This window comes from uncultured Corynebacterium sp. (genome assembly GCF_902782855.1).
Classification (GTDB): Bacteria; Actinomycetota; Actinomycetes; order Mycobacteriales; family Mycobacteriaceae; genus Corynebacterium.
The window spans coordinates 18385-38101 of record NZ_CACZOO010000144.1 but is presented as its reverse complement, the minus strand read 5'-3'; the positions used below and the strand labels follow the sequence as shown (position 1 = coordinate 38101).

At 68.4% G+C, this 19717-nt stretch carries 19 protein-coding genes and 1 tRNA gene; 6 read left to right on the top strand and 14 right to left on the bottom strand.

Annotation, left to right across the window (positions count from 1 at the left end; all coding sequences use genetic code 11):
• Positions 1 to 15: 15 nt before the first annotated feature.
• Entirely contained in the window at positions 16 to 618 is a 603-nt protein-coding gene (locus tag QZV72_RS06810) for a hypothetical protein (RefSeq protein ID WP_297006565.1), read from the bottom strand.
• A gap of 144 nt (positions 619 to 762) precedes the next feature.
• Between QZV72_RS06810 and QZV72_RS06805 the strand changes: the two genes are divergently transcribed.
• Positions 763 to 1347, top strand: coding sequence for a CarD family transcriptional regulator (locus QZV72_RS06805; RefSeq protein WP_297006563.1), 585 nt, complete (start codon positions 763 to 765; stop codon positions 1345 to 1347).
• Positions 1348 to 1416: 69 nt separating this feature from the next.
• Here QZV72_RS06805 and QZV72_RS06800 read toward each other — a convergent pair whose 3' ends face one another.
• Together QZV72_RS06800 and QZV72_RS06795 are read right to left on the bottom strand one after the other, a co-directional pair.
• Positions 1417 to 2022: a thiamine biosynthesis protein gene (locus QZV72_RS06800; protein WP_297006561.1), complete on the bottom strand. Its 606-nt coding sequence runs from the start codon at positions 2020 to 2022 to the stop codon at positions 1417 to 1419.
• A gap of 70 nt (positions 2023 to 2092) precedes the next feature.
• Positions 2093 to 2968, bottom strand: coding sequence for a fumarylacetoacetate hydrolase family protein (locus QZV72_RS06795; RefSeq protein ID WP_297006559.1), 876 nt, complete (start codon positions 2966 to 2968; stop codon positions 2093 to 2095).
• A 24-nt stretch (positions 2969 to 2992) separates the two neighbouring features.
• On the opposite strand from QZV72_RS06795, the gene cysS reads away from it, so the two are divergent.
• Positions 2993 to 4417, top strand: a complete 1425-nt coding sequence (gene cysS, locus QZV72_RS06790) for a cysteine--tRNA ligase (RefSeq protein WP_297006558.1) — start codon at positions 2993 to 2995, stop codon at positions 4415 to 4417.
• 833 nt (positions 4418 to 5250) lie between these two features.
• On the opposite strand, the gene QZV72_RS06785 is transcribed toward cysS, so the two are convergent.
• Entirely contained in the window at positions 5251 to 6660 is a 1410-nt protein-coding gene (locus QZV72_RS06785; RefSeq protein ID WP_297006556.1) for an MFS transporter, read from the bottom strand.
• Positions 6661 to 6744: 84 nt separating this feature from the next.
• Between QZV72_RS06785 and rlmB the strand changes: the two genes are divergently transcribed.
• Positions 6745 to 7698: a 23S rRNA (guanosine(2251)-2'-O)-methyltransferase RlmB gene (gene rlmB, locus QZV72_RS06780; RefSeq protein WP_297006554.1), complete on the top strand. Its 954-nt coding sequence runs from the start codon at positions 6745 to 6747 to the stop codon at positions 7696 to 7698.
• 63 nt (positions 7699 to 7761) lie between these two features.
• Here rlmB and QZV72_RS06775 read toward each other — a convergent pair whose 3' ends face one another.
• The 3 genes from QZV72_RS06775 to QZV72_RS06765 are packed head-to-tail and all read right to left on the bottom strand — an operon-like array spanning position 7762 to position 10351.
• Positions 7762 to 8697: a metal ABC transporter permease gene (locus QZV72_RS06775; protein WP_297006553.1), complete on the bottom strand. Its 936-nt coding sequence runs from the start codon at positions 8695 to 8697 to the stop codon at positions 7762 to 7764.
• Positions 8694 to 9398: a metal ABC transporter ATP-binding protein gene (locus tag QZV72_RS06770; protein WP_297006552.1), complete on the bottom strand. Its 705-nt coding sequence runs from the start codon at positions 9396 to 9398 to the stop codon at positions 8694 to 8696. Before QZV72_RS06770 ends, QZV72_RS06775 begins: the two co-directional genes overlap by 4 nt.
• Positions 9395 to 10351 carry a metal ABC transporter solute-binding protein, Zn/Mn family gene (locus tag QZV72_RS06765; protein WP_297006551.1) on the bottom strand — a complete coding sequence of 319 codons (957 nt, stop codon included), beginning with the start codon at positions 10349 to 10351 and terminating at the stop codon, positions 9395 to 9397. The genes QZV72_RS06770 and QZV72_RS06765 overlap by 4 nt, the downstream gene beginning before the upstream one ends.
• A 257-nt stretch (positions 10352 to 10608) precedes the next feature.
• Between QZV72_RS06765 and QZV72_RS06760 the strand changes: the two genes are divergently transcribed.
• Positions 10609 to 11814: a LacI family DNA-binding transcriptional regulator gene (locus tag QZV72_RS06760; protein WP_297006549.1), complete on the top strand. Its 1206-nt coding sequence runs from the start codon at positions 10609 to 10611 to the stop codon at positions 11812 to 11814.
• Here the strand turns inward: QZV72_RS06760 and otsB are convergent.
• Genes otsB through QZV72_RS06735 form a run of 5 tightly spaced genes read right to left on the bottom strand, consistent with a single transcriptional unit; the run spans position 11777 to position 16503 of the window.
• The gene (otsB, locus tag QZV72_RS06755) at positions 11777 to 12595 is read right to left on the bottom strand and encodes a trehalose-phosphatase (RefSeq protein ID WP_297006547.1); all 819 of its coding nucleotides are present in this window, start codon (positions 12593 to 12595) and stop codon (positions 11777 to 11779) included. The two genes, QZV72_RS06760 and otsB, sit on opposite strands and share 38 nt — an antisense overlap.
• A gap of 16 nt (positions 12596 to 12611) precedes the next feature.
• Positions 12612 to 13082: a hypothetical protein gene (locus QZV72_RS06750; protein ID WP_297006545.1), complete on the bottom strand. Its 471-nt coding sequence runs from the start codon at positions 13080 to 13082 to the stop codon at positions 12612 to 12614.
• Entirely contained in the window at positions 13082 to 14620 is a 1539-nt protein-coding gene (locus QZV72_RS06745; protein ID WP_297006543.1) for a trehalose-6-phosphate synthase, read from the bottom strand. The genes QZV72_RS06750 and QZV72_RS06745 overlap by 1 nt, the downstream gene beginning before the upstream one ends.
• Positions 14621 to 14625: 5 nt before the next feature.
• Positions 14626 to 14949, bottom strand: coding sequence for a hypothetical protein (locus QZV72_RS06740; protein WP_297006541.1), 324 nt, complete (start codon positions 14947 to 14949; stop codon positions 14626 to 14628).
• A gap of 45 nt (positions 14950 to 14994) precedes the next feature.
• A complete protein-coding gene (locus tag QZV72_RS06735; protein ID WP_297006540.1) occupies positions 14995 to 16503 on the bottom strand; it encodes a threonine/serine exporter ThrE in 1509 nt (502 codons plus the stop codon).
• A 120-nt stretch (positions 16504 to 16623) separates the two neighbouring features.
• Between QZV72_RS06735 and QZV72_RS06730 the strand changes: the two genes are divergently transcribed.
• Positions 16624 to 16696: transfer RNA gene (locus QZV72_RS06730), tRNA-Thr, on the top strand.
• Between the two features lie 109 nt (positions 16697 to 16805).
• Here QZV72_RS06730 and QZV72_RS06725 read toward each other — a convergent pair.
• Complete coding sequence (locus QZV72_RS06725) at positions 16806 to 17690, bottom strand: GDSL-type esterase/lipase family protein (protein WP_297006539.1); 885 nt, start codon at positions 17688 to 17690, stop codon at positions 16806 to 16808.
• A gap of 139 nt (positions 17691 to 17829) precedes the next feature.
• Between QZV72_RS06725 and QZV72_RS06720 the strand changes: the two genes are divergently transcribed.
• On the top strand, positions 17830 to 18339 hold the full coding sequence (locus tag QZV72_RS06720; RefSeq protein WP_297006537.1) for a GNAT family N-acetyltransferase: 510 nt from the start codon (positions 17830 to 17832) through the stop codon (positions 18337 to 18339).
• Between the two features lie 19 nt (positions 18340 to 18358).
• Here QZV72_RS06720 and QZV72_RS06715 read toward each other — a convergent pair whose 3' ends face one another.
• Positions 18359 to 19672: an MFS transporter gene (locus QZV72_RS06715; protein ID WP_297006535.1), complete on the bottom strand. Its 1314-nt coding sequence runs from the start codon at positions 19670 to 19672 to the stop codon at positions 18359 to 18361.
• Positions 19673 to 19717 lie beyond the last annotated feature (45 nt).

Here is a 19717-nt window from a genome sequence, read left to right as displayed (position 1 = left end):
TCGGCCTGATGCCGCCTAGTGGGCGGGAAGGTCGCCGAGCTTGCCGCCGTCCTTGGTCACGCCGTCCTGGTCGCGGTGCAGGGCGCCTGCCGGGGCGTAGTAGGACGCGATCGGGGCGTTGATCTCGATCTGGCCCTCGTCGAAGGTGAAGGTGACGTTGCGGGACGCGCCCGGGTAGAAGTCAGCACCCTCGAGCGAGGTGGCCAGGTACTTGGTGCAGGAGTCGGCGCCGAGGGCCGCGTCGGCGGCGTCCGCCCGCATGTCCTCGAGACCCTGGGCGGAATCCGCGACAAGGTTGCAGCGGCCGTCGATGGTCTTCGCGCCGCCGAGGTCGAAGGTGGCGTCCTCGACCTTGACGGAGGACAGTGTGATCGGGTTGTCCTTGATGGCCTGGTTGGAGGCGTTGAACTTCAGCGCCACCGAGTTGTCCTCCTGGATGATCAGGCTCACGTCGCGGACCACCGCGTCACCGATCTGACCGTTGGTGCCGTTCACGGCGGGGACCTGGTTGGCGGTCTGCGAGATCTGGCCGGCACCGCAGGCGGTGAGGGTCAGTGCCACGGAACCGGCGGCCAGGGCGAGTGCGCCGCGGGCGGCGGGGGACTTCAGGTGCTTCACTGTCTTCTCCTCCATTGAGGCATACGTCGTACTGCAGTCGAGGTCCAGCGTAGCCCCTGCACACCGCGGTTACCTACTCAGCGGCCCGCCGGAGCGGCCCTGGCGGGGGAGGGCGGGGGGAGCGCGGTGGTAGACTTGACCGTCATGGAGTTCAACATCGGGGACGTTGTCGTCTACCCCCACCACGGTGCCGCAGAGGTCAAGGGAATCGAGCAGCGGGAGTTCAAGGGCGAGACCGTCGACTACCTGGTTCTACGTATCCTCCAGGGTGATCTTCTGGTGAAGGTTCCGGCGGCCAACGCGGAGCTCGTCGGCGTGCGCGATGTCGTCGGCGAGGAGGGGCTGCAGAAGGTCTTCTCGGTCCTGCGCGAGACCGATGTCGAGGAGGCGGGTAACTGGTCCCGTCGCTACAAGGCGAACCAGGAGCGTCTCGCCTCCGGCGACGTCAACCGGGTCGCCGAGGTCGTCCGCGACCTGTGGCGCCGCGACCAGGACCGCGGGTTGTCCGCCGGCGAGAAGCGCATGCTGGCCAAGGCCCGTCAGGTGCTCGTCGGGGAGCTCGCGCTCGCCGAGGGTGTCGACGACAAGAAGGCCGACGAGGTCATCGGCTGGCTGGAACACGCAGTGGTCCGCCACCGTGAGGCCGCAGCCGCCGCCCGTGCCGCCGCAGCCGCCGGTGAGGATCCGAAGCACACCGTCGACCTCGATGAGGAGCTCGACGAGGACTGACGCTCCGCAGAGCCCCGCAAACAGGTCCCGTGAACAAGTTCCGGGTCGGGCCCCGGGGTCGGGGTGGGGTCAGGACGCGAAGGCGACCGGGGCCTCGCCCACGGCGCGGAACCCGTTCTTGTGGTCGCCGAAGACCTTGATGGCGCACTCGTCGACGGAGCAGTCCACGGCGTCCCCCCGCTCAGCGACGGTGAGGGTGACCTCGGCATTGCCGTCGGTATCGAAATGATCGGTGGCGCGCTGCTCGGAAGCCGCGGCGATCCACTTCGAGGAGGAACGGTCGCCGGTGCAGTCCGGTGCACCGCCCTCGCCCGCCGCGTCCGCTCCGGTGCCGACCTTGCAGATCCCCAGGTAGTACCCGGCCGAGGTGTCGAGACCGCGGACGGTGACGGTGATCTCGTCACCGTCGGCGAGATCCTGGGTCCTGTCCGCGGTGATCTGCGGGTCACCGGGGTCGCCGGCGGGGGTGTCCGGGGTGTCGGGGCTGCCTTCCCCCGTCCCCTGGTCGAGCTCGGAGATCGCCTGCTCGGCGGCCTCGGAGGCCCGCGCGTTGGCGTCCTCCGGAGTATCGTCGTCGCCCGAGCAGGCGGCAATCCCGAGGCCGAGGACGGCGGCTGCGGCGACGGCGGCGGAACGGCGGGCGACGGGGGATCGGAGAGACAGGGTGATGGTCATCGGCATTCTCCTCGGGTGGGGATCACTGGTGATCGACGCTGGCGTCAGCTTTTAGTACACCCTAGCAAAATCATCCGATCCGGACGGTCGTCTCCACGGAACCGAGGCCGTCGATCTCCACGGTGACCACGTCGCCGTCGGCGAGAAAGCGGTCCGTCCCGGCGCCCACACCTTCCGGGGTGCCGGTGATGATGACGTCACCCGGCTCCAGGGTCGTGAACTCGGAGATGTAACGCACCAGGTCCACCGGCTTGAACACCAGGTCGGCGGTGGAGTGCTCCTGGCGCAGTTCCCCGTTGACCCGGGTGCGCAGCACCGCACCCTCGGCGACGGGGTCGACGCCCGTGGTCAGCCAGGGACCGAGGCCGGAGGACGCGTCGAGGTTCTTGCCCTGCAGCCACTGCTGCGTGCGGTACTGCCAGTCGCGCTGCGAGAAGTCGTTGGCGACCGCGTAGCCGACGATGGCGGCACGGGCGTCCTCCTCGGAGGCACCACCGGCGGCGCCGGCAAGGCGGCGGCCGATGACGACCGCCAGCTCGCCCTCGTAGTCGGCCTTCGCGGACAGGTGCTCCGGCACAGTGACGTCGGTGAACGGCCCGGTCAGGGCGGTGGCGAACTTGGCGAACAGGGTCGGGTGCTCGGGGACGGGGTGCCCCATCTCCACGATGTGCTCCCGGTAGTTCAGGCCGACGCACAGTGCCTTGCCCGGCCGGGGGATCAGCGGGAGGAGGTCGGCGCGGCCCAGGGTGACGGCGGTTCCGTCGCGGCGCAGGCCGGTCTCCACCTTGGCGGTGAGGTCACCGGGGGTCTTCGCCAGCAGGGTGCCGAGATCGCAGCGCTCCACCACGCGGCCGGTGATGGTGGCGGCGTCTGCGGTGGTGCTGTCGTCGACGAGGACGGTGGCGACGGTTCCCGCGCCGTCGATCCGGGCTGTGGCAAGTTTCATCTGCTTCTCTCCTACAATGACGGTGTGACTCTGCGCATCTTCGACACCGCGACCCGTGAACTCCGTGACTTCGTCCCCCTGCGGGAGGGGCATGCGAGCGTTTACCTGTGCGGTGCGACCGTGCAGTCCGTTCCGCACATCGGGCACGTGCGTTCCGGTGTGGCCTTCGACATCCTGCGTAACTGGCTCACGGCGAAGGGTCTCGATGTCGCGTTCGTCCGCAATGTTACCGACATCGACGACAAGATCCTCGCCAAGTCCGCGGAGAACAACCGCCCCTGGTGGGAGTGGGCGGCGACCCACGAGCGTGCCTTCACCCGCGCGTACGACCTGCTGGGCGTCACCCCGCCGTCGATCGAACCCCGGGCGACCGGGCACATCCCGGAGATGATCGCCTATATCCGGCGCATCATCGACAACGGTCTGGCCTACGCCACCGCCGACGGATCGGTGTACTGCCGGACCGCGCAGGTGCCGGACTACGGTTTCCTGTCCCACCAGAAGCTCGACGAGCTCGACCAGGGGGAGGACGCCGCCGCCGGCAAGGAGGACCCGCGTGACTTCGCCCTGTGGAAGGCAGCGAAGCCAGGCGAGCCCGGCTGGGACACCCCGTGGGGCTTCGGCCGTCCCGGGTGGCACATCGAGTGCTCGGCGATGTCCCGGAAGTATCTCGGCGGATCCTTCGACATCCACGCCGGTGGGATGGACCTGCAGTTCCCGCACCACGAGAACGAGGCAGCCCAGGCGCACGCCGCGGGGGACGCCTTCGCCAACCACTGGATGCACAACGGCTGGGTGACGATGTCGGGGGAGAAAATGTCGAAGTCCCTGGGCAACGTGCTCTCCGTGCCCAACGTGCTGACCCAGGTGCGGCCGATCGAGCTGCGCTGGTACCTCGGCTCGGCGCACTACCGCTCGATGCTGGAGTACTCGGAGAAGGCCCTGCAGGACGCCGCCGCCGGTTTCCGGAAGATCGAGAAGTTCCTCGACCGGGCGGTGGAGCTGCTGGGTGCTGATTCGGTCGTTGTCGGTCAGTGGCGTCCGGAGTTCGAGGAGGCCCTGGACGACGACCTCGCCGTGCCCGCCGCGCTCGCCGTCATCCAGGACGCCGTGCGTTCGGGCAATGCCGCGCTCGACGCCGGTGACCGTGACGTTGTCGGGCGGATCGCAGGTGAGGTGCGCGCGATGATGGGCGTCCTCGGCGTGGACCCGCTCTCGGACACCTGGGCCGGGGAGGATTCCCGGGGTCGTGGCCAGGGCATCGGCGCCGGGGCGTCCTCCGAGGCTCTTGATGCCCTTGACGTGCTGGTGCGTGCCGAGCTGGAGCGCCGGGCGACGGCGCGTGCAGAGAAGGACTACGCCACCGCGGACGCCGTGCGCGACCGGTTGAAGTCGGCCGGCATCGCCGTCGCCGATTCGGCGGACGGTGCGACCTGGTCGCTGGGGTAGTTGGTGACCGGAGTCCTGCCACCGGATCTTCCGGTGCCGGAAGTCGTTCCGGTGGGCGCTGACGGTGCGGGGACGGGTTGCCGCGCAGTCTTCCGGTGACAGACCGCCCGTTCCGCTGAGGTGTGGAACACCCGGGTGCGGACGGCTGGACCTGCGGGTGGTGCCCTCGGCGCAGTGCAGGACGCCGATGAACTGGTGGTGTGTCAGGGGTGACCCATGCGTCCCGAACACACTGTCCACGGACTGCGGCGCTCACAGATCCGGGATTCTGTGGCGGGGACAGCGGGATCTGTGAGTACCGTGAACATGTTGCATGAGGAGGTTCGCTGACCGATGCCGAGGACGGTCGGGAGCGTCATCGGTTCTGCGTCGGACTGATTCTGGACGAATTCCAGGGTCTCCACGCCTTCATCGGTGAGGGCGGGATCGCGGCCGAGTGTGGCCAGCCCATCGACGATGCGTAAGTGCCCCGACTCTCACCGGTCACCGGATAGTGCATCCGGAGTCTCCGGGGAAACGGGGAACCCGTCCTCCGCCGACGGATTACGGGAAGAATCAGGTGGTCGTAGCAGATGCGCTTCGGCCTGGCGGAGCTATGCGAGAGGACTGATCGCTCCATGACCTGCAGCCACCAGTACCGAGATGGCAGCACATCTGCCACCAGTACCGAGATGCGGTAATCAGGTACCTGACTTCCGCATCACGGTACTGGTAGCGACACTGCAGCACGCTCGGTTCCGGCGGCGACACTGGCGGCGACACCGGCGACACAGCAGCGCCTCTGCAGCACGCTCGGTACCGGTGCTGACGGAGGGACACCCCCCCAAAAAAACCTACCGCTCCGCCAGCGCGGTGCCCTTGAGCTCCGGCAGGGTGAACGCGGCCACCGCGGCGATGGCGAAGGCCACACCGAACAGGGCGAAGAGGATACCGGTGCCACCGAAGACCAGCAGTGGCGGCACGATGAGCGGGGCGATGATCGAGGCGATGCGTCCGAAGCCGGTCGCCGCGCCCGTCCCTGTCGCCCGCATCGGAGTGGGGTACAGCTCCGGCCCGACGGCGTAGAGCGCACCCCAGGCACCGAGGTTGAAGAAGGACAGCAGGCAGCCGGCGACGATGATCGACCACTCGGCGTCCGCCAGTCCGTAGAGCCCGGCGGCGCACGCCGAGCCGATGAGGAAGGTGGTGAGCGTGATGCGGCGTCCCCACTTCTCGATGAGCCAGGCCGCGCAGGCGTAGCCGGGCAACTGTGCGATGGTGATGATCAGGGTGAAGGTGAAGGACTTCACCAGGGAGTACCCGTTGGACGCCAGGATCGACGGGATCCACGTGAACGCCCCGTAGTAGCTGAGGTTGATGCAGAACCACACGGTCCAGAACGCGGCGGTGCGCCGGCGCATCGACGGCGCCCAGATGGAGTCCACCGGTTCGGCGGAACCGGTGATCGCGGCGTCCCGCTGGGATTCGTCGAGGATACGGTCGGTCGCGGACGGGGTCGGTGCCTGAAGGAACCCGGCCGTCGGTTCACTCGCCTCGAATTCGCGGACCGTGGCCTCCGCCTCGGCGTGGCGTCCCTTCGACTCGAGGAAGCGCACCGATTCCGGCAGTGAGAGCCGCACCACCAACGCATAGGCTGCGGGGATGACTCCGATGGCGAAGGCCCAGCGCCAGCCGTCGTCGTTCATCGGGACCACCAGCGTGCCGATGATTGCCGCAGCGATCCACCCGACCGCCCAGAACGCCTCGAGCAGGACAACCATCCGGCCACGTACCGCACGCGGTGAGAACTCCGAGACCAGGGTGGACGCCACCGGCAGTTCCGCGCCCAGGCCCAGTCCGATGATGAACCTCAGTACGAGCAGCATGACCAGCCCGGTGGACAGGGCCGCCGCTCCCGTCGCCAGGCCGTAGACCAGCAGCGTGACGGCGAAGACGTGGCGGCGTCCGAACCGGTCGGCGAGCAGGCCCCCGAAGGTCGCACCCAGGGCCATGCCGATGAATCCGATCGAGGCGATCCAGGAGGTTTCCGTCCTGGAGAGATCCCAGTGGACGGTCAGGGCCGCCATGATGAAACCGATGAGTCCGACGTCCATGGCATCGAGTGCCCAGCCGATGCCCGAGCCGGTGAGCAGTCTCGTGTGCTTCTTCTTCACCGGTAGCCGGTCGAGGCGTTCGGTGCGGGTGAGCGACCCGGTGGAGAGCGAGGATGGTGAGGATGCCGAGAACGGTGGCGTGGTTTCCATGACCGATCAGGATACGCCCACCACCGCGCGGGGGACAGGGTCATGAATAGAGGTTGACCGGTACAGACGGATAGTATGGCCCCCATGGCAGGAAACGACAGGCGCCGTGGCGCGGTGCGCAAGACCGAGCGCAAGGGATCGACAAAGGGGTCCGGCGGGCAGGTCCGGCGGGGGCTCAAGGGCAAGAAGGCGACCCCGAAGGCGGAGGACCGCGTCTACCACGCGAAGTACAAGGCGAAGAAGGCCGCTGAACGCCGGGATTCCGGCCGCCAGGCGAAGAGGGACCCGGACACCACGCCCGAGCTGGTGGTGGGGCGTAACCCTGTTATCGAGTGCCTCCACGCGCGCGTCCCGTCGACCGCCCTCTACGTGGCACTGGGCACCGGCAACGACGACCGGCTGTCGGAGGCCGTGCACACCGCCGCCGAGCGCGGCATCCCGGTGCTCGAGGTCGCCCGTGACGAGCTCGACCGCATGACCGGCAACGGCATGCACCAGGGCATCGGCCTGCAGGTCCCGCCGTACACGTACGCCACCGACGATGACCTCATCGACAGGGCGAGGGATTCCGGACGCCCCGGTCTCATCGTCGTCCTCGACAACATCACCGACCCCCGCAACCTCGGTGCGGTCATCCGCTCCGTCGCCGCGTTCGGCGGGCACGGCGTGGTCATCCCGGAGCGACGCTCCGCCTCGGTCACCGCGGTGACCTGGCGGACCTCGGCCGGCACCGCCGCGCGGCTGCCCGTCGCCCGGGCGACGAACCTGGTCCGTTCACTGAAGAAGTTCCAGCAGAACGGCTACCAGGTTGTCGGTCTCGACGCCGGCGGCAGTCACACCCTCGACACCTACGACGGCACCACCCCGGTGGTCGTCGTCGTGGGGTCGGAGGGCAAGGGCCTGTCACGGCTGGTGGGGGAGACCTGTGACGACATCCTGTCGATCCCGATGACCTCGACGGTCGAGTCACTCAACGCCTCGGTCGCCGCAGGCGTGGTGCTCAGCGAGTTCGCCAGGCAGCGGCGGGTGCGCGGATAGCGTCCCCGCCACGCCGCCACACCCCCCTACCCGGGCCCTGTTCCGCACGACCCGGGGGAGTCCTCATGGTCCGGTGACCGCCCCGTGGCCGCCGGGCGCGACCTCCCGGTGGTGGTGGGTTCCCGCGCCGGGTTCGGTGGGGGAGAATTCGGGCGTGGCGTCGCGGGAGATGTCGCGGGAGATGTCGCGGTTCACGCGGCGTCCCCGGAGGTGACCGATGATCCGGCACACCAGGTAGATACCGAAGCTGATCGAGGTGACGAACGGGCTCACCGGCAGGCCCGGTCCGAGTGACAGGACCAGTCCGCCTGCCGCGGAGACCACGGCGAAGGCCGCGGAGAGGACCACGGAGACCACCGGGTTCGCCGTCACCTTCACCGCCGCCGCCCCCGGGGTGATCAGCAGTGCGAGCAGCAGCAGCGCCCCGACGATCTGCACCCCCTGAGATGCGACGATGCCGCTGATTACCGCGAACACCGCGGCGAGCAGTTTGACCGGCACCCCGTGCGCCGCAGCGAGCACGGGGTCGACGGTGGCGAAGAGCAGCGGACGCCAGATCACGCCGACGACGACGACCACCACCGCGGTGACCACCGCGAGCACCCCGAGGGACGCCCCGGACACCCCCACGATCTGCCCTGTCAACAGGGCGTAGGCCTGGGACGTGCGACCGGGGTAGAGGTAGATGAACAGTACGGACAGGCCCATGCCGAAGGCGAGGACCACGCCGGTGGTGGCATCCTGCTCACGCATGCCGAGCAGCGCGAGTACCACGGACGCCAGGATCGCGCCGAGTACCGCCCCCAGGGTGACACTCACCCCGATCAGCAGTGCGGCGGCCGCGCCCATCAGGGCGAGTTCCCCGGTGGCGTGCGCGGCGAAGCTCATCTTGCGCATGACGATCAGCGGGGCGACGGCCCCGGAGACGATGCCGAGGAGCAGGGACGCCCACAGCGCGTGCTGGACGAAGTCGACCTGGAGCAGATCCCAGGTGCTCACACCACCACCAGCTTTCCGTTGACCTCGGCGACCTCGACATGTGTACCGTACAGCCGTGACAGCACCTCGGTCGTCATGACCTCCTCGACAGTGCCGATGACATGGTCGTCCGGCCCGAGATAGAGGACGCGGTCGGTGACCTCCAGGACCGGGTTGACCGAGTGGGTGACGAAGATGACGGCCGTGCCGTGTGCGCGGCGGCGGCGGTCCAGCAGTCCGACCACCGCACGCTGGGCCCGCAGATCGAGGCTGAGCAGCGGCTCATCGCAGAGCAGCAGTTCGGGGTCACCCGCGAGGGCCTGTGCCTGCCGTACCAGCTGCTGCTGGCCGCCGGACAGGGTGCCGATGCGTCGGTCAGCAAGACCGGTGGCGCCGACCTCGGCGAGGGCCCGGTCCACCACGGACCCGGGGGGACGTCGGTTCCGCAGGACGCCGTGCCCGAGTGCCAGGCTCACCAGGTCACGTACACGCACCGGCAGATCCGGGTCGAACATGCGCTGCTGGGGAAGGTAGCCGACCCGTCCGGGTGCCGTCACGGCGCCGTGACTCAGCGCCCGGGTGCCGAGTACGGTGCCGAGCAGCGTCGACTTGCCGACACCGTTGGGGCCGAGGACGGTCAGGAACTCGCCCGGTTCGACGGTCAGGTCGAGATGACGCCACAGCGGTTCCACGGCGGCGTCGGTGAAAGTCAGCGCGGTCACTTGGCGGGGGTCTCCTCCGAGGTGGCTTTCTCCAGCGCGCCCACGAGATTGTCGAGGTAGTCGACGTAGGACTGGCCGTTGTCCGGGGACTCGTTGACGTTGACCACGGCATCCCTGTCGGTGAGTCCTTTGTCCCTGGCGGCGTCGGTCAGTTGGCCGGCGGCCGCGGTCTCGGCCTGTGCATTGGTGATGAGCACGTCGACGGTGCCGTCGGTGATGAGGCCACGGGCGGTGGCGAGGTCGGCGGCGGAGGGCTCGGACTCTTCCAGGGTCGCGTGGGCGAAGCCCTGCGGGGTGACGTCGGTGAGTGCCGTGCCGTCGAGCAGGAGTGCGGCGACCGGTTCGGTCAGCAGAACATGTGCCGCCGGCAGGGCCTGCAGGCGGGTGGTGGCGTCCGCGATGTCGGCTGTGACGGACGCGGAGGTGGTGGGGAAGGACGCGTCCCTGCTGTGCAGGTACGAAGCGAGGTTGGTGGCGAACTGTTCGACCAGGGGGAGGTTGAACCAGACGTGGGGGTTGATGTCGTGATTGTGGTCGTCGTGGTCGTCGTGGTCGTGCCCTTCGGCGGTGGGTGCGGCGGTGATCACCTCCGCGTCGGTCGCCGCATTGTCGGTGAGCCAGTTGTCGTATCCCGCGCCGTTGCCGAGGACGACGTCGGCGTCCCGGATCTCCGCTATGTCCTGGGCGGTGGCCTCGTACTCGTGGGGGTCGCCGTCGGTTCCGGAGAGAATGGTGGAGACCCGGACGTCGAGGTCGGATCCGGCGTCCTTCCCGTCGTCGATGACCTCCTGGGCGATTGACCCCCAGACCGCGGTGGACGCGACGATCCGGAGGTCGGCGTTGTCGGCGTCGGCGTCGTCGGATCCGCCGGAACATGCGGTGAGACCGAGTGTCAGGGTGAGCGTGGCGGCACCGGCGAGTGCGGTGCGCAGGGGGTGGCGGGGGCTTCTCATGAAGAAGAACGTAAAACTGTTGGGAATGATTGTCAATTGCAGTGGTGGCCGGGTTTCGGGGGTGCCGGAGGTTCTCCTGCGCAGGAGAGCCGACCCGGAGACTCCCGGCGACGACAACCTCCGGCGGATCGCACGGCCCCCTCCGGATCTTCACGGACCCGTGCTCGCCCTGCCGTGCGTGTTCCCCTGCTGCGCCGGCAACCGGTTCCTCCCGGTCGGGCGGGGCCGACCTGATCCACCGGCTAGACTGGACGATCGTGAACCGATCAAGCGGCCAGAGCGGGCAGAGTGGCCGACCCCGGCAGGGCCAGCAGGGCCGGCAGGGCCGACGCGGCACCCTCGCATCCATCGCCGCCGAGCTGGGCGTCTCCCGGACCACCGTCTCCAACGCCTACAACCGCCCCGAGCAGCTCTCCACGGAACTGCGCGAGCGGATCCTGCGCACCGCTGAAGTCATGGGGTACTCCGGTCCCGACCCCATGGCCAGGTCCCTGCGCACCCGGCACGCCGGCGCGATCGGTGTCCTTCTCACCGATGACATGACCTACGCCTTCGAGGACCAGGCCTCCCTGGAGTTCATGTCCGGCATCTCCGAGGCGTGCGTCGGTATGGACACCTCCATGCTGCTCATTCCCGCCGGTGCGGAGACCAGTGAGGATGACCGGCCCGCCACGCTGGTCAACCAGGCCGTCGTCGACGGGTTCATCGTCTACTCCGTCGCCGCAGACGACCCCTTCCTCGCCTCGGTGACAGCCCGCAACATACCCACCGTGATCTGCGACCAACCGGCAGACGACCATGGTGTGAACTTCGTCGGCATCGATGACGCGACTGCGATCCGCCCCGCCGCGCAGGCACTGGTGGACGCCGGCCACACCCGCATCGGTATTCTCTGCATCCGGCTGGACCGCACCCCCAACAACGGCCCGGTCAGTGTTGAACGTCTGGTGAACGCGCATCTCCACGTCCAGCGTGACCGCGTGACCGGCGCCCTCGACGTGCTGGAGGACGCCGGGATCGACCGGGCGTCGGTGCCGGTCATCGAACGTCACCTGAACACCCCGGAGACGAGCGCCTCGGCCGCCGCAGAGCTGCTGGAGAACCATCCCGACCTCACCGCCGTGATCTGCACGACGGATTCCATGGCTCTCGGCGTACTCGACTACACCGACCGGATGGGGATCAGTGTGCCGGGTGATCTCTCCGTCACCGGCTTCGACGGCATCCCCCGTGCCCTCGACCGGGGCCTGTCGACCGTCGTGCAGCCGAACCGGGAGAAGGGCTTCACCAGCGGTAACGTGCTCGCCGCGCTGATCCGTCGCCGTGAGGCGGCGCTGCGTCCCAGTCACCGGCGGACCGGTGCGGACACCTCCTGGTCGGAGCCGGACGGACGCATCGTGCTCGCCACCCACTGGCACGAGGGCGTCACTGTCGCGTCTCCCCCCGCGCAGCCGCGATCCTGAGCAGGACCTCAGCGACCTCGGTCGTGTCCGCCACCCGGCGGGACGCCGCGGTCTCGCCCTCACCGACCTTCACCCCGAGATCCTGCGGACGCAGGACGCGTAGCGCGGTCTCGTCGGTGGTGTCGTCGCCCATGAACAGGACCTTCTCAGGGGCCGTCGCACCGGTGAACCACTCCAGGTAGCGGCCCTTGGTCATGTCGGTCACCGCGACCTCGAGGATCATCTTGCCGTCGGTCAGGTGAACACCCGGCAGATCCTTCACCGCCTCCCGCAGTGCCGCGGTGGCAGCCTCGCCGGCGGCGGCGTCGACGGCGGTACGCCGGTGCAGTCCACGGGAGAAGGGCTTGTACTCCACCCACAGTCCCTCGTCCCGTTCCGCCTGCTCCTCGGCGAGCGCCGTGATCTGCTCCAGCAGGTCCTTCTGTTCCGTGGTGAGGACATCAGTCGCGCCGTCGGAGTCGGCGTCCTTCTCGGCGGGCTCCGCGCCGTGCGACCCGACCAGGCGCACATCGTCGGGACCGGGGGTGTCCAACGGATCGAAGCCGGTGATGATCCGCAGCTGCTTCAGGTCACGCCCGGACAGCAGCATCACGGTGGTGTCCGGCAGTCGACGCAGGATGTTGACCGCGCGGTCTGACCCCGGCACCAGCCGGACGGACAGTGGATCGGTGGAGAAGTCGGCGAGGGTGCCGTCCACGTCGAGGGCGAGCAGCAGGGAGGGGGCGGACGCCAGATCCGCGATGTCAGCGTCGGTGACAGGGCCGGGGACAGGGGAAGTCATATCCCCCAGGGTAGCGTCACCCGGCGAACGTGACGCCGGTCTCCGGGGTGCCGTCGACCCACAGCCGGAACTCGCGCAGCGCGTTGCGGTCATCGAACCGCCACCGCAGGTCGGGGGTCCCGAGCAGGTCGGTGATCTGTTCGGCGAGGTGGGAATCGCCGGGCGCGCAGTCCCCGCTGGTGCGCGTGTCCGTGTCTGAGAAGGTCACCCTCGCGTCATCTCCGGAGCCGTTCCAGTCCACCGAGCCGGTGATCAGCTCGCAGCCGATGGTGGCGGTGAAGGTGTCCGCTCCCACGGCGAAGGAGGTGCGGGCCTGCGTCGCGACATCTGTGCCGGCGTCGCCGACGGCTGTGACCTGCCAGCGGACATCGACGACATCGTCGGGTGCGTCGGCGGAGCCGCAGGCGGTGAGCGCGAGCACGGTCAGCGGAGTCAGCAGGACAGCTGTCGCCGCGACGCCGCTACGCACCCGGCGGAGACCACGCATCACTTCACGTCCGCCAGGGTCCTGAGGAAACGGCGCGCCCAGGCGTGCACGTCGTGGACGCGGACCTCGTTCCACATGGCGGTCATCCGTTCGCGCCGGTCCTCCTCCGGGGACTCGATAGCCTTCATGATCGCCGCCGCGGTGGAATCGACGTCATAGGGGTTGCACAGGTAGCCCTGGGTGAGCTGGGTGGCGGCTCCGGTGAACTCGGAGAGCACCAGCGCCCCCGATCCGTCGGAGTGGGCCGCGACGTACTCCTTCGCCACGAGGTTCATCCCGTCCTTCAATGCGGTGACGAGCATGACGTCCGCCGCCGCGTACAGTGCGACCACTTCGTCGAAGGGCAGTCCGGCGTGGGTGTAGTGCACCACGGTGTGGCCCAGACTGCCGTGCCGCCCGTTGATCCGGGAGACAGCCAGTTCCACGTCGTTGCGGGTTCGCTGGTACGAGTCGATCCGCTCACGCGAGGGCGTGGCGACCTGGATCAGGCAGACGTCGTCGGCGTCCAGCTGGCCACGGTCCAGCAGCTGCTCGAGGGCCCTGAGCCGCTGCAGGATGCCCTTCGTGTAGTCCAGCCGGTCCACCCCGGCCAGCAGGACGCCCGGGGAACCGACCCGTCGGCGCAGCGCGGAGGCTGCGGCGATGGTCTCCGGGGAGGACGCCTTCTCCGACACCCCCTCGGAGTCGATGGAGATCGGGAAGACACCCACCTGCACATCCCGCCGGGTACCGTCGGGACCCTCGACATGGACCGTGCCGGCCACCGCGTCCCGCCGGGGCAGGCGAGCCCCTCGGATATAGGAGACGCCCTCCTCGTCCGTGCCCTCGGCGCCGTCGTCGGCACCGCAGGCGTCCCCCGCGCCGACCCTGGCGAAGGAGACGTCCGCTCCGAGGGCGCGGAGGGTGTAGAGGAAGTTCCACGCCGAGTCCGGCGTGTGGAAACCGATGAGGTCGGAGCCCAGTGTTCCGAGCAGCACATCCCAGCGCCACGGCAGCTGGCGGAACAGTTCCGGGGCGGGGAACGGGATGTGCAGGAAGAACCCGATCCTCAGGTCGGGACGCAGTTCCCGTAGCATCCCGGGTACCAGGTGGAGCTGGTAGTCCTGGACCCACACCGTCGCACCGGGTGCGGCGGCCTCGGCGGCGGCCTCGGCGAAGCGCCGGTTGACCGTCATATAGGACCGCCACCAGGACCGGTGGAACTCCGGGTGGACGATGACATCGTGGTACAGCGGCCAGAGGGTGTCATTGGAGAAACCCTCGTAATAGGTCGTGAACTCCTCGGTGGACATGTTCACCGGCAGGAGGGTGATCGCCCCCTCGGGCATGTCCGCGGCACGGATCTCCTCCTCCGGCGAATCGGCCGTGGTGCCGGGCCATCCGACCCAGCAGCCCCGGGAGCTCTCGAGCACCGGGCGCAGGGCGGTGACGAGGCCACCGGGGCTGGTGGTCCACACGGTCTCGCCGGTGCGGTCGGTGGTGCGGTCCACCGGTAGGCGGTTGGCGACCACGACCATGTCACGGGGCGTGACGGGCATGACGGTCAGGCCTCGTCAGCGGTCTTCTTCGAGGCCGCCTTCGTCGTCTTCTTCGGCGCGGCCTTCTTGGTGGTCTTCTTCGCTGCGGTCTTCTTCGTCGTCTTCTTCCGGGTCTTCTTCTCCGGCTCAGGCTCGGTGAACTCGGCGAGAACCTTACGGTGGATCAGACCCTCCGGCTCGACGCCCAGCATGCACATCAGGGTGGCTGCGTCAAGATGGTCCTGGGCGTAGGTGGCGACGATCCGCTGCGCTGCGGCGGCGGTGTCCTCCTCCACGGTGTGCAGGGATTCTGCGCTGGTGGTCTGGTTGTCGGTGACCTTCGGCGGCACTGGTGCTCCCTCTAGATATGGTCGTGCGGTTGCAAGAGTGCCATTCTACCCGTGCCGTCTGCGTCCTGCACGCTCCACCCGCAGTTTCCAGTGCCGGGGTGCGCGGCGCACCCGCGGCCGCCGCAGACCCAGGTCGCGGTGCAGGATGCGGGGCTTGCGCAGGCGTCGGGCGAGCCATTCGCCGAAGGTCACCCCGGCGGCCAGGGCGGTGGCGGTGGCCAGTGCGATGCCGAGGCTCGACAGGCCCAGGACAAGTTGGTCGGACAGCAGGGAGTACATGCCGCGGTACAGTGACAGGCCGGGCAGCAGCGGGGTGATGCCGGCGATTGCGGTGATCTGGGGCGGGATGAGGTACCGGCGGGACAGCAGGCCACCGGCCAGACCGATGAGCACGGCGACCGCACCGACGGCGGTCACCCGGTCCAGCCCTATCACCGGCATAGCCAGTTGGTGGACGGTGAAGGCGACGAAGGTGGTGAACGTCGCGACGACGAGGGCGCGACGGTCGCAGAACTCGGCGACGCAGAAGAACGCCGCCGCCCCGACCCCGCCGAGGATGCGCAGTGCTACCCCGCCGACCCCGCCGAGGTCGGGGGTGGAGGTGTCCAGCGGGGGCAGCGTCATCCCGAGCCTGCTCATCAGCTGGATGCCGATCGCCACGCCGGCGATGATGCCGCCGGTCATGAGCACCGTCTCGAAGAACCGGGCGGACGCGGTGACCGGCGCTCCGGTGACACCGTCCTGCAACGCCTGGACCAGCGTCAGCCCGGCGAGCATGGCGATGATGCAGGACGCGATGACGATCGAGGGTGAGACGTGGACATGCAGGTCACGGGCGAAACTGTAGGTCACCGCCGCGGGGATCGTCGCGATGACGCCGCCGATGAGGTTCTGGAAGAACAGCGGTAGCCGCTTTCCGCTGAGCCAGAGGTTCACCGCCATGATGATGGTGGTGGTTACCATGGCGATCAACGTCACCACCGCGCCACCGCCGAGGAGCAGGCCGACGAAGCCGGCGAAGATCCCCCAGGACGGCGGGACCCACCTCATCCGGTAGGGGAGCGGCCGCTGCTCCAGTTCCTCGACGATAGCGGTGGCCTGCTCGACCGGGGTGGCCCCGTTGACGATCGAACGGATCAGCCGGTCGACCTCTGTGAGCCGGGAGAAGTCGGTGTTCAGGGCATGGACCACCCGGAAGGTGATGACCGGCGGGTCGGCGTGGGCGATGGTGCGGGTGTAGACGGTGATGGTGTTGAGGGTGATGTCCACGTGGCAGCCGTAGAGGCCGTAAGCGGAGGTCACCGCGAGGATCTGGGCCTTGGTGTCCGAGTTGCTGGTGCCCGAGGACAGCAGCAGGTCACCGATGCGGGCGGCGACATCGGTCACGCGGTGGATCGCCAACGGGTCGGTGAGGTCCACGGGCGCCAACGGGGAGGGCGGCGGGGCCATCCGGATCGTGTCGATGGTGGACCGGTTTCCCCCGAACAGCAGGTCTGATGCCTGACGACGCCACTGCGCCAGACGTGTCCGCGCGAGCGTCTCGCTGCCACCCATGAGAGACTTCCCTCCGACGTCGGTCCGGTCAGTCGACACACTACGACACTGCGTGGTGGTGGGCGAACCCACGGATCGGGGACGGGCCTGATAGAGTCTCGTGCGGTGTATTCCGCACCCGCTGGAGTGGCGCAATCGGTAGCGCAACGGTCTTGTAAACCGTAGGTTGCGAGTTCAAGTCTCGTCTCCAGCTCTCTGAACAGCGAAAACGCCTCTGCAGGATGGTCTGCAGAGGCGTTTTCGGCGCTGACGCGGCTGTGACCCCCACAGTCGTCCTCGGGTGCCGACAGGCTCCTACGGGGTCAGAGGTGGTCAGCGATGGTGTCCGCCACGAACTGTGATCCGGCGGCCGACGGGTGGAAGGCCATGTGGTAGTCCGGGGTGGTCGTGTCGATCACACCGGCGACGAAGCGCTGCGCGTCTGCGGCGCAGGTGTCGTGGCCGCGGGCTCCGTCGATGATTTCCACGTACCCGGCGCCGATCCGGTCGGCGGCGAGCTGTTGGTTGCCGCGGTTCCAGTTCTCCACGTCACGCAGCAGCGGCACGGGGAGGCCCAGTGGGGCGTCAGGGATGACGTTGAGCGGGCAGAACATGGTGCTGGTCCGGTCTACGGTCGGCAGTGCCCCGGAGATGATGATCTCTGCCTGCGGTGCGGCGGCACGGATCTTCGTCGCGGCGGTCTGCAGGTTGGCGACGTAGTCGCGCTGTACGGCGGCGGGGTCGATCAGACCGAGGTTTCCGTTGTCTGCGGCGCCGAAGGGGCCGTAGTCGTTCATGCCCACGGCGATGATCACGGTCGAGTCATCGTGGACGGCGCCGTGGCTCACGGCCTGATCGATGCGGTGGAGTATCGTCCGGCTGGTCTGGGCGGAGCAGGACCAGTCGGAGACCGGTCGTCCGGTGCGCTCGCCGAGCTTCGCGGGAGTGTTGTCCGGTGCCTGGAGGCATCCTTCGGTCGACGGGTAGTCGCGTGCCCGTTCCCCGATATTGCCGGGCGCGCTGACCAGGAAGTTGTGGATCTGGTCGGGGTTGGCGGTGAAGGAATCGCCGAAGGTGACGATGTTGCCGTTGTGGGTGGGGTCCGCTGTGGCGTCCGGAGAGAAGACGTTGACGGTGGCGGCTACCGCGCCGGCGGCGGCCAGGACGGCGGTGGTGAGGACGGTGAGGGAGCGTCCGCGATATGTCATGCGGTGCTTCATTTAAAAATGCCCTTAACTTATGTGTGAAACCACTGCTGTGGCTATTGAAGAATACATAGTAATGTGAGAGTATGCGAATCTTCCGGTCATCGCACCGCTGCGGCGGGACGGCAGATAGACTTCGCCTGTGACCGATACCAGCATCACCGTGCGTGATACCTGCGACGCCGACCTCCCCGCCATCACCGACATCTACAACGACGCCGTCGTCAACACGGTCGCGGTGTGGAACAACGACACCGTCGATGTCGGCAACCGGCGTGACTGGCTCCGGGCCCACCAGATTCCCGGTACGGCCGCACTCACAGCGGTCGATGCTGACGGCCGGGTCCTCGGCTACGCGACCTACGGCGAGTTCCGCCACTACGACGGTTTCCGTGACACCGTGGAGAACTCCGTCTACGTCGCCGCCGACGCCCGCACCGGTGGGGTGGGCACTGCGCTGATGGCCGGGCTCCTCACCCGGGCCAGAGCAGGGGGAGCACACGTCATGGTCGCCGCGATCGAGTCGGGGAACACGGCGTCACTGAAACTGCATGAGAAGCTCGGGTTTGCCACGGTGGGCATACTGCTGGAGGTCGGGACCAAGTTCGGACGCCGCCTCGGTATGACGCTCATGCAGGTCTTCCTCGACTGAGGCCGGCCACGCCCTCCGGCTACTTCGCGGTCCGCAGCAGCAGCGCCACCCCGACGAGCAGCACCAGGCCGATGCCGAGGGTCCCCGCCCGGTCGTCACCCGCCAGCCCGGTGAACAGGGCGAAGACCGTCGGCGCGAGCCAACTCACCGCCCGGCCGGTGGTGGCGTAGAGGCCGAACATCTCACCCTCGCGGCCCGGCGGGCAGATCCGGGACAGGTAGGAGCGGGAGGCAGACTGCGCCGGGCCGACGAACAGGCACAGTGCCAGGCCGAAGATCCAGAACATCAGCGGACCGGAGACGACGAAAAGCACCAGGGCGATCGCCACCATGAGCACCAGGGAGACAGCGATGACGGGCACGGGGCCACGACGGTCGTCGAGGCGTCCGGCGAAGAGTGCCCCGAGGGCGGCGACGATATTCGCACCGACACCGAAGATGAGGACATCGGCGTCCGACAGTCCGTAGACCGACACCGCGAGAATCGCGCCGAAGGTGAAGACGCCGGCCAGACCGTCGCGGAAGACGGCCGAGGAGATGAGGAACCACACGGCTTTGCGGTCGGTGCGCCACAGTACGGCGATGTCGCGGAACAGTGCCTTGTAGGAGTCCTTCCACCCGGTGGTCCCGGTGCCGTTGGGCTCGACCTCCGGGACGCGGCGGAACAGCGGGATCGCGGAGAGTCCGAACCACACGGCGGCGATCAGGGCGACGATGCGGACGTTCCAGCCGTCGTCGGTGGTGATGTTGAACAGGCCGCGGGTGTCGCCGTCGCCGGCGATGAAGCCGACGTAGCAGAACAGCAGCAGGAAGATGCCGCCGAAGTAGCCCATCGCCCAGCCGAAGCCGGAGACCCGGCCGACGTTCTCCTTCGTGGAGACCTGGTTGAGCATCGCGAAGTAGCCGACCTCGGCGAACTGGAAGGTCACCGAGGCGACCGCCATGATCACCGCGCCCAGCCAGAAGTAGCCCGGGGCGTCATCGCCGACGAAGACGAGCATCAGCATCAGCACCACTGTGACGATCGTCCACGTCCGCACCGCGCTGCGGCGTTTCCCCCGCGCGTCCGCGCGGCGTCCGACCACCGGGGCTGTCACCGCGATGATGACACCGGCGGCGGCGATGGCCGCCCCGTACCAGGTGGACGCGCTGACGGAGCCGCCGAGTGTGTCGCCGACGGAGTCGGTGAGGTAGACGGCGAAGATGAAGGTGACGAGGACGGCGTTGAAGGCGGCGGAGCCGAAGTCCCAGAAGGCCCAGGCGGTGACCGTGCGGCGGTCGGTGCGGGTTGCGGTGGCGGTGGCGGTGTCAGGTGCCGGGGTGGGGGCGGTCATGTCCTTGAGGATACGGTGTGCGCCGAAACCATCCGGGAGGGTGGT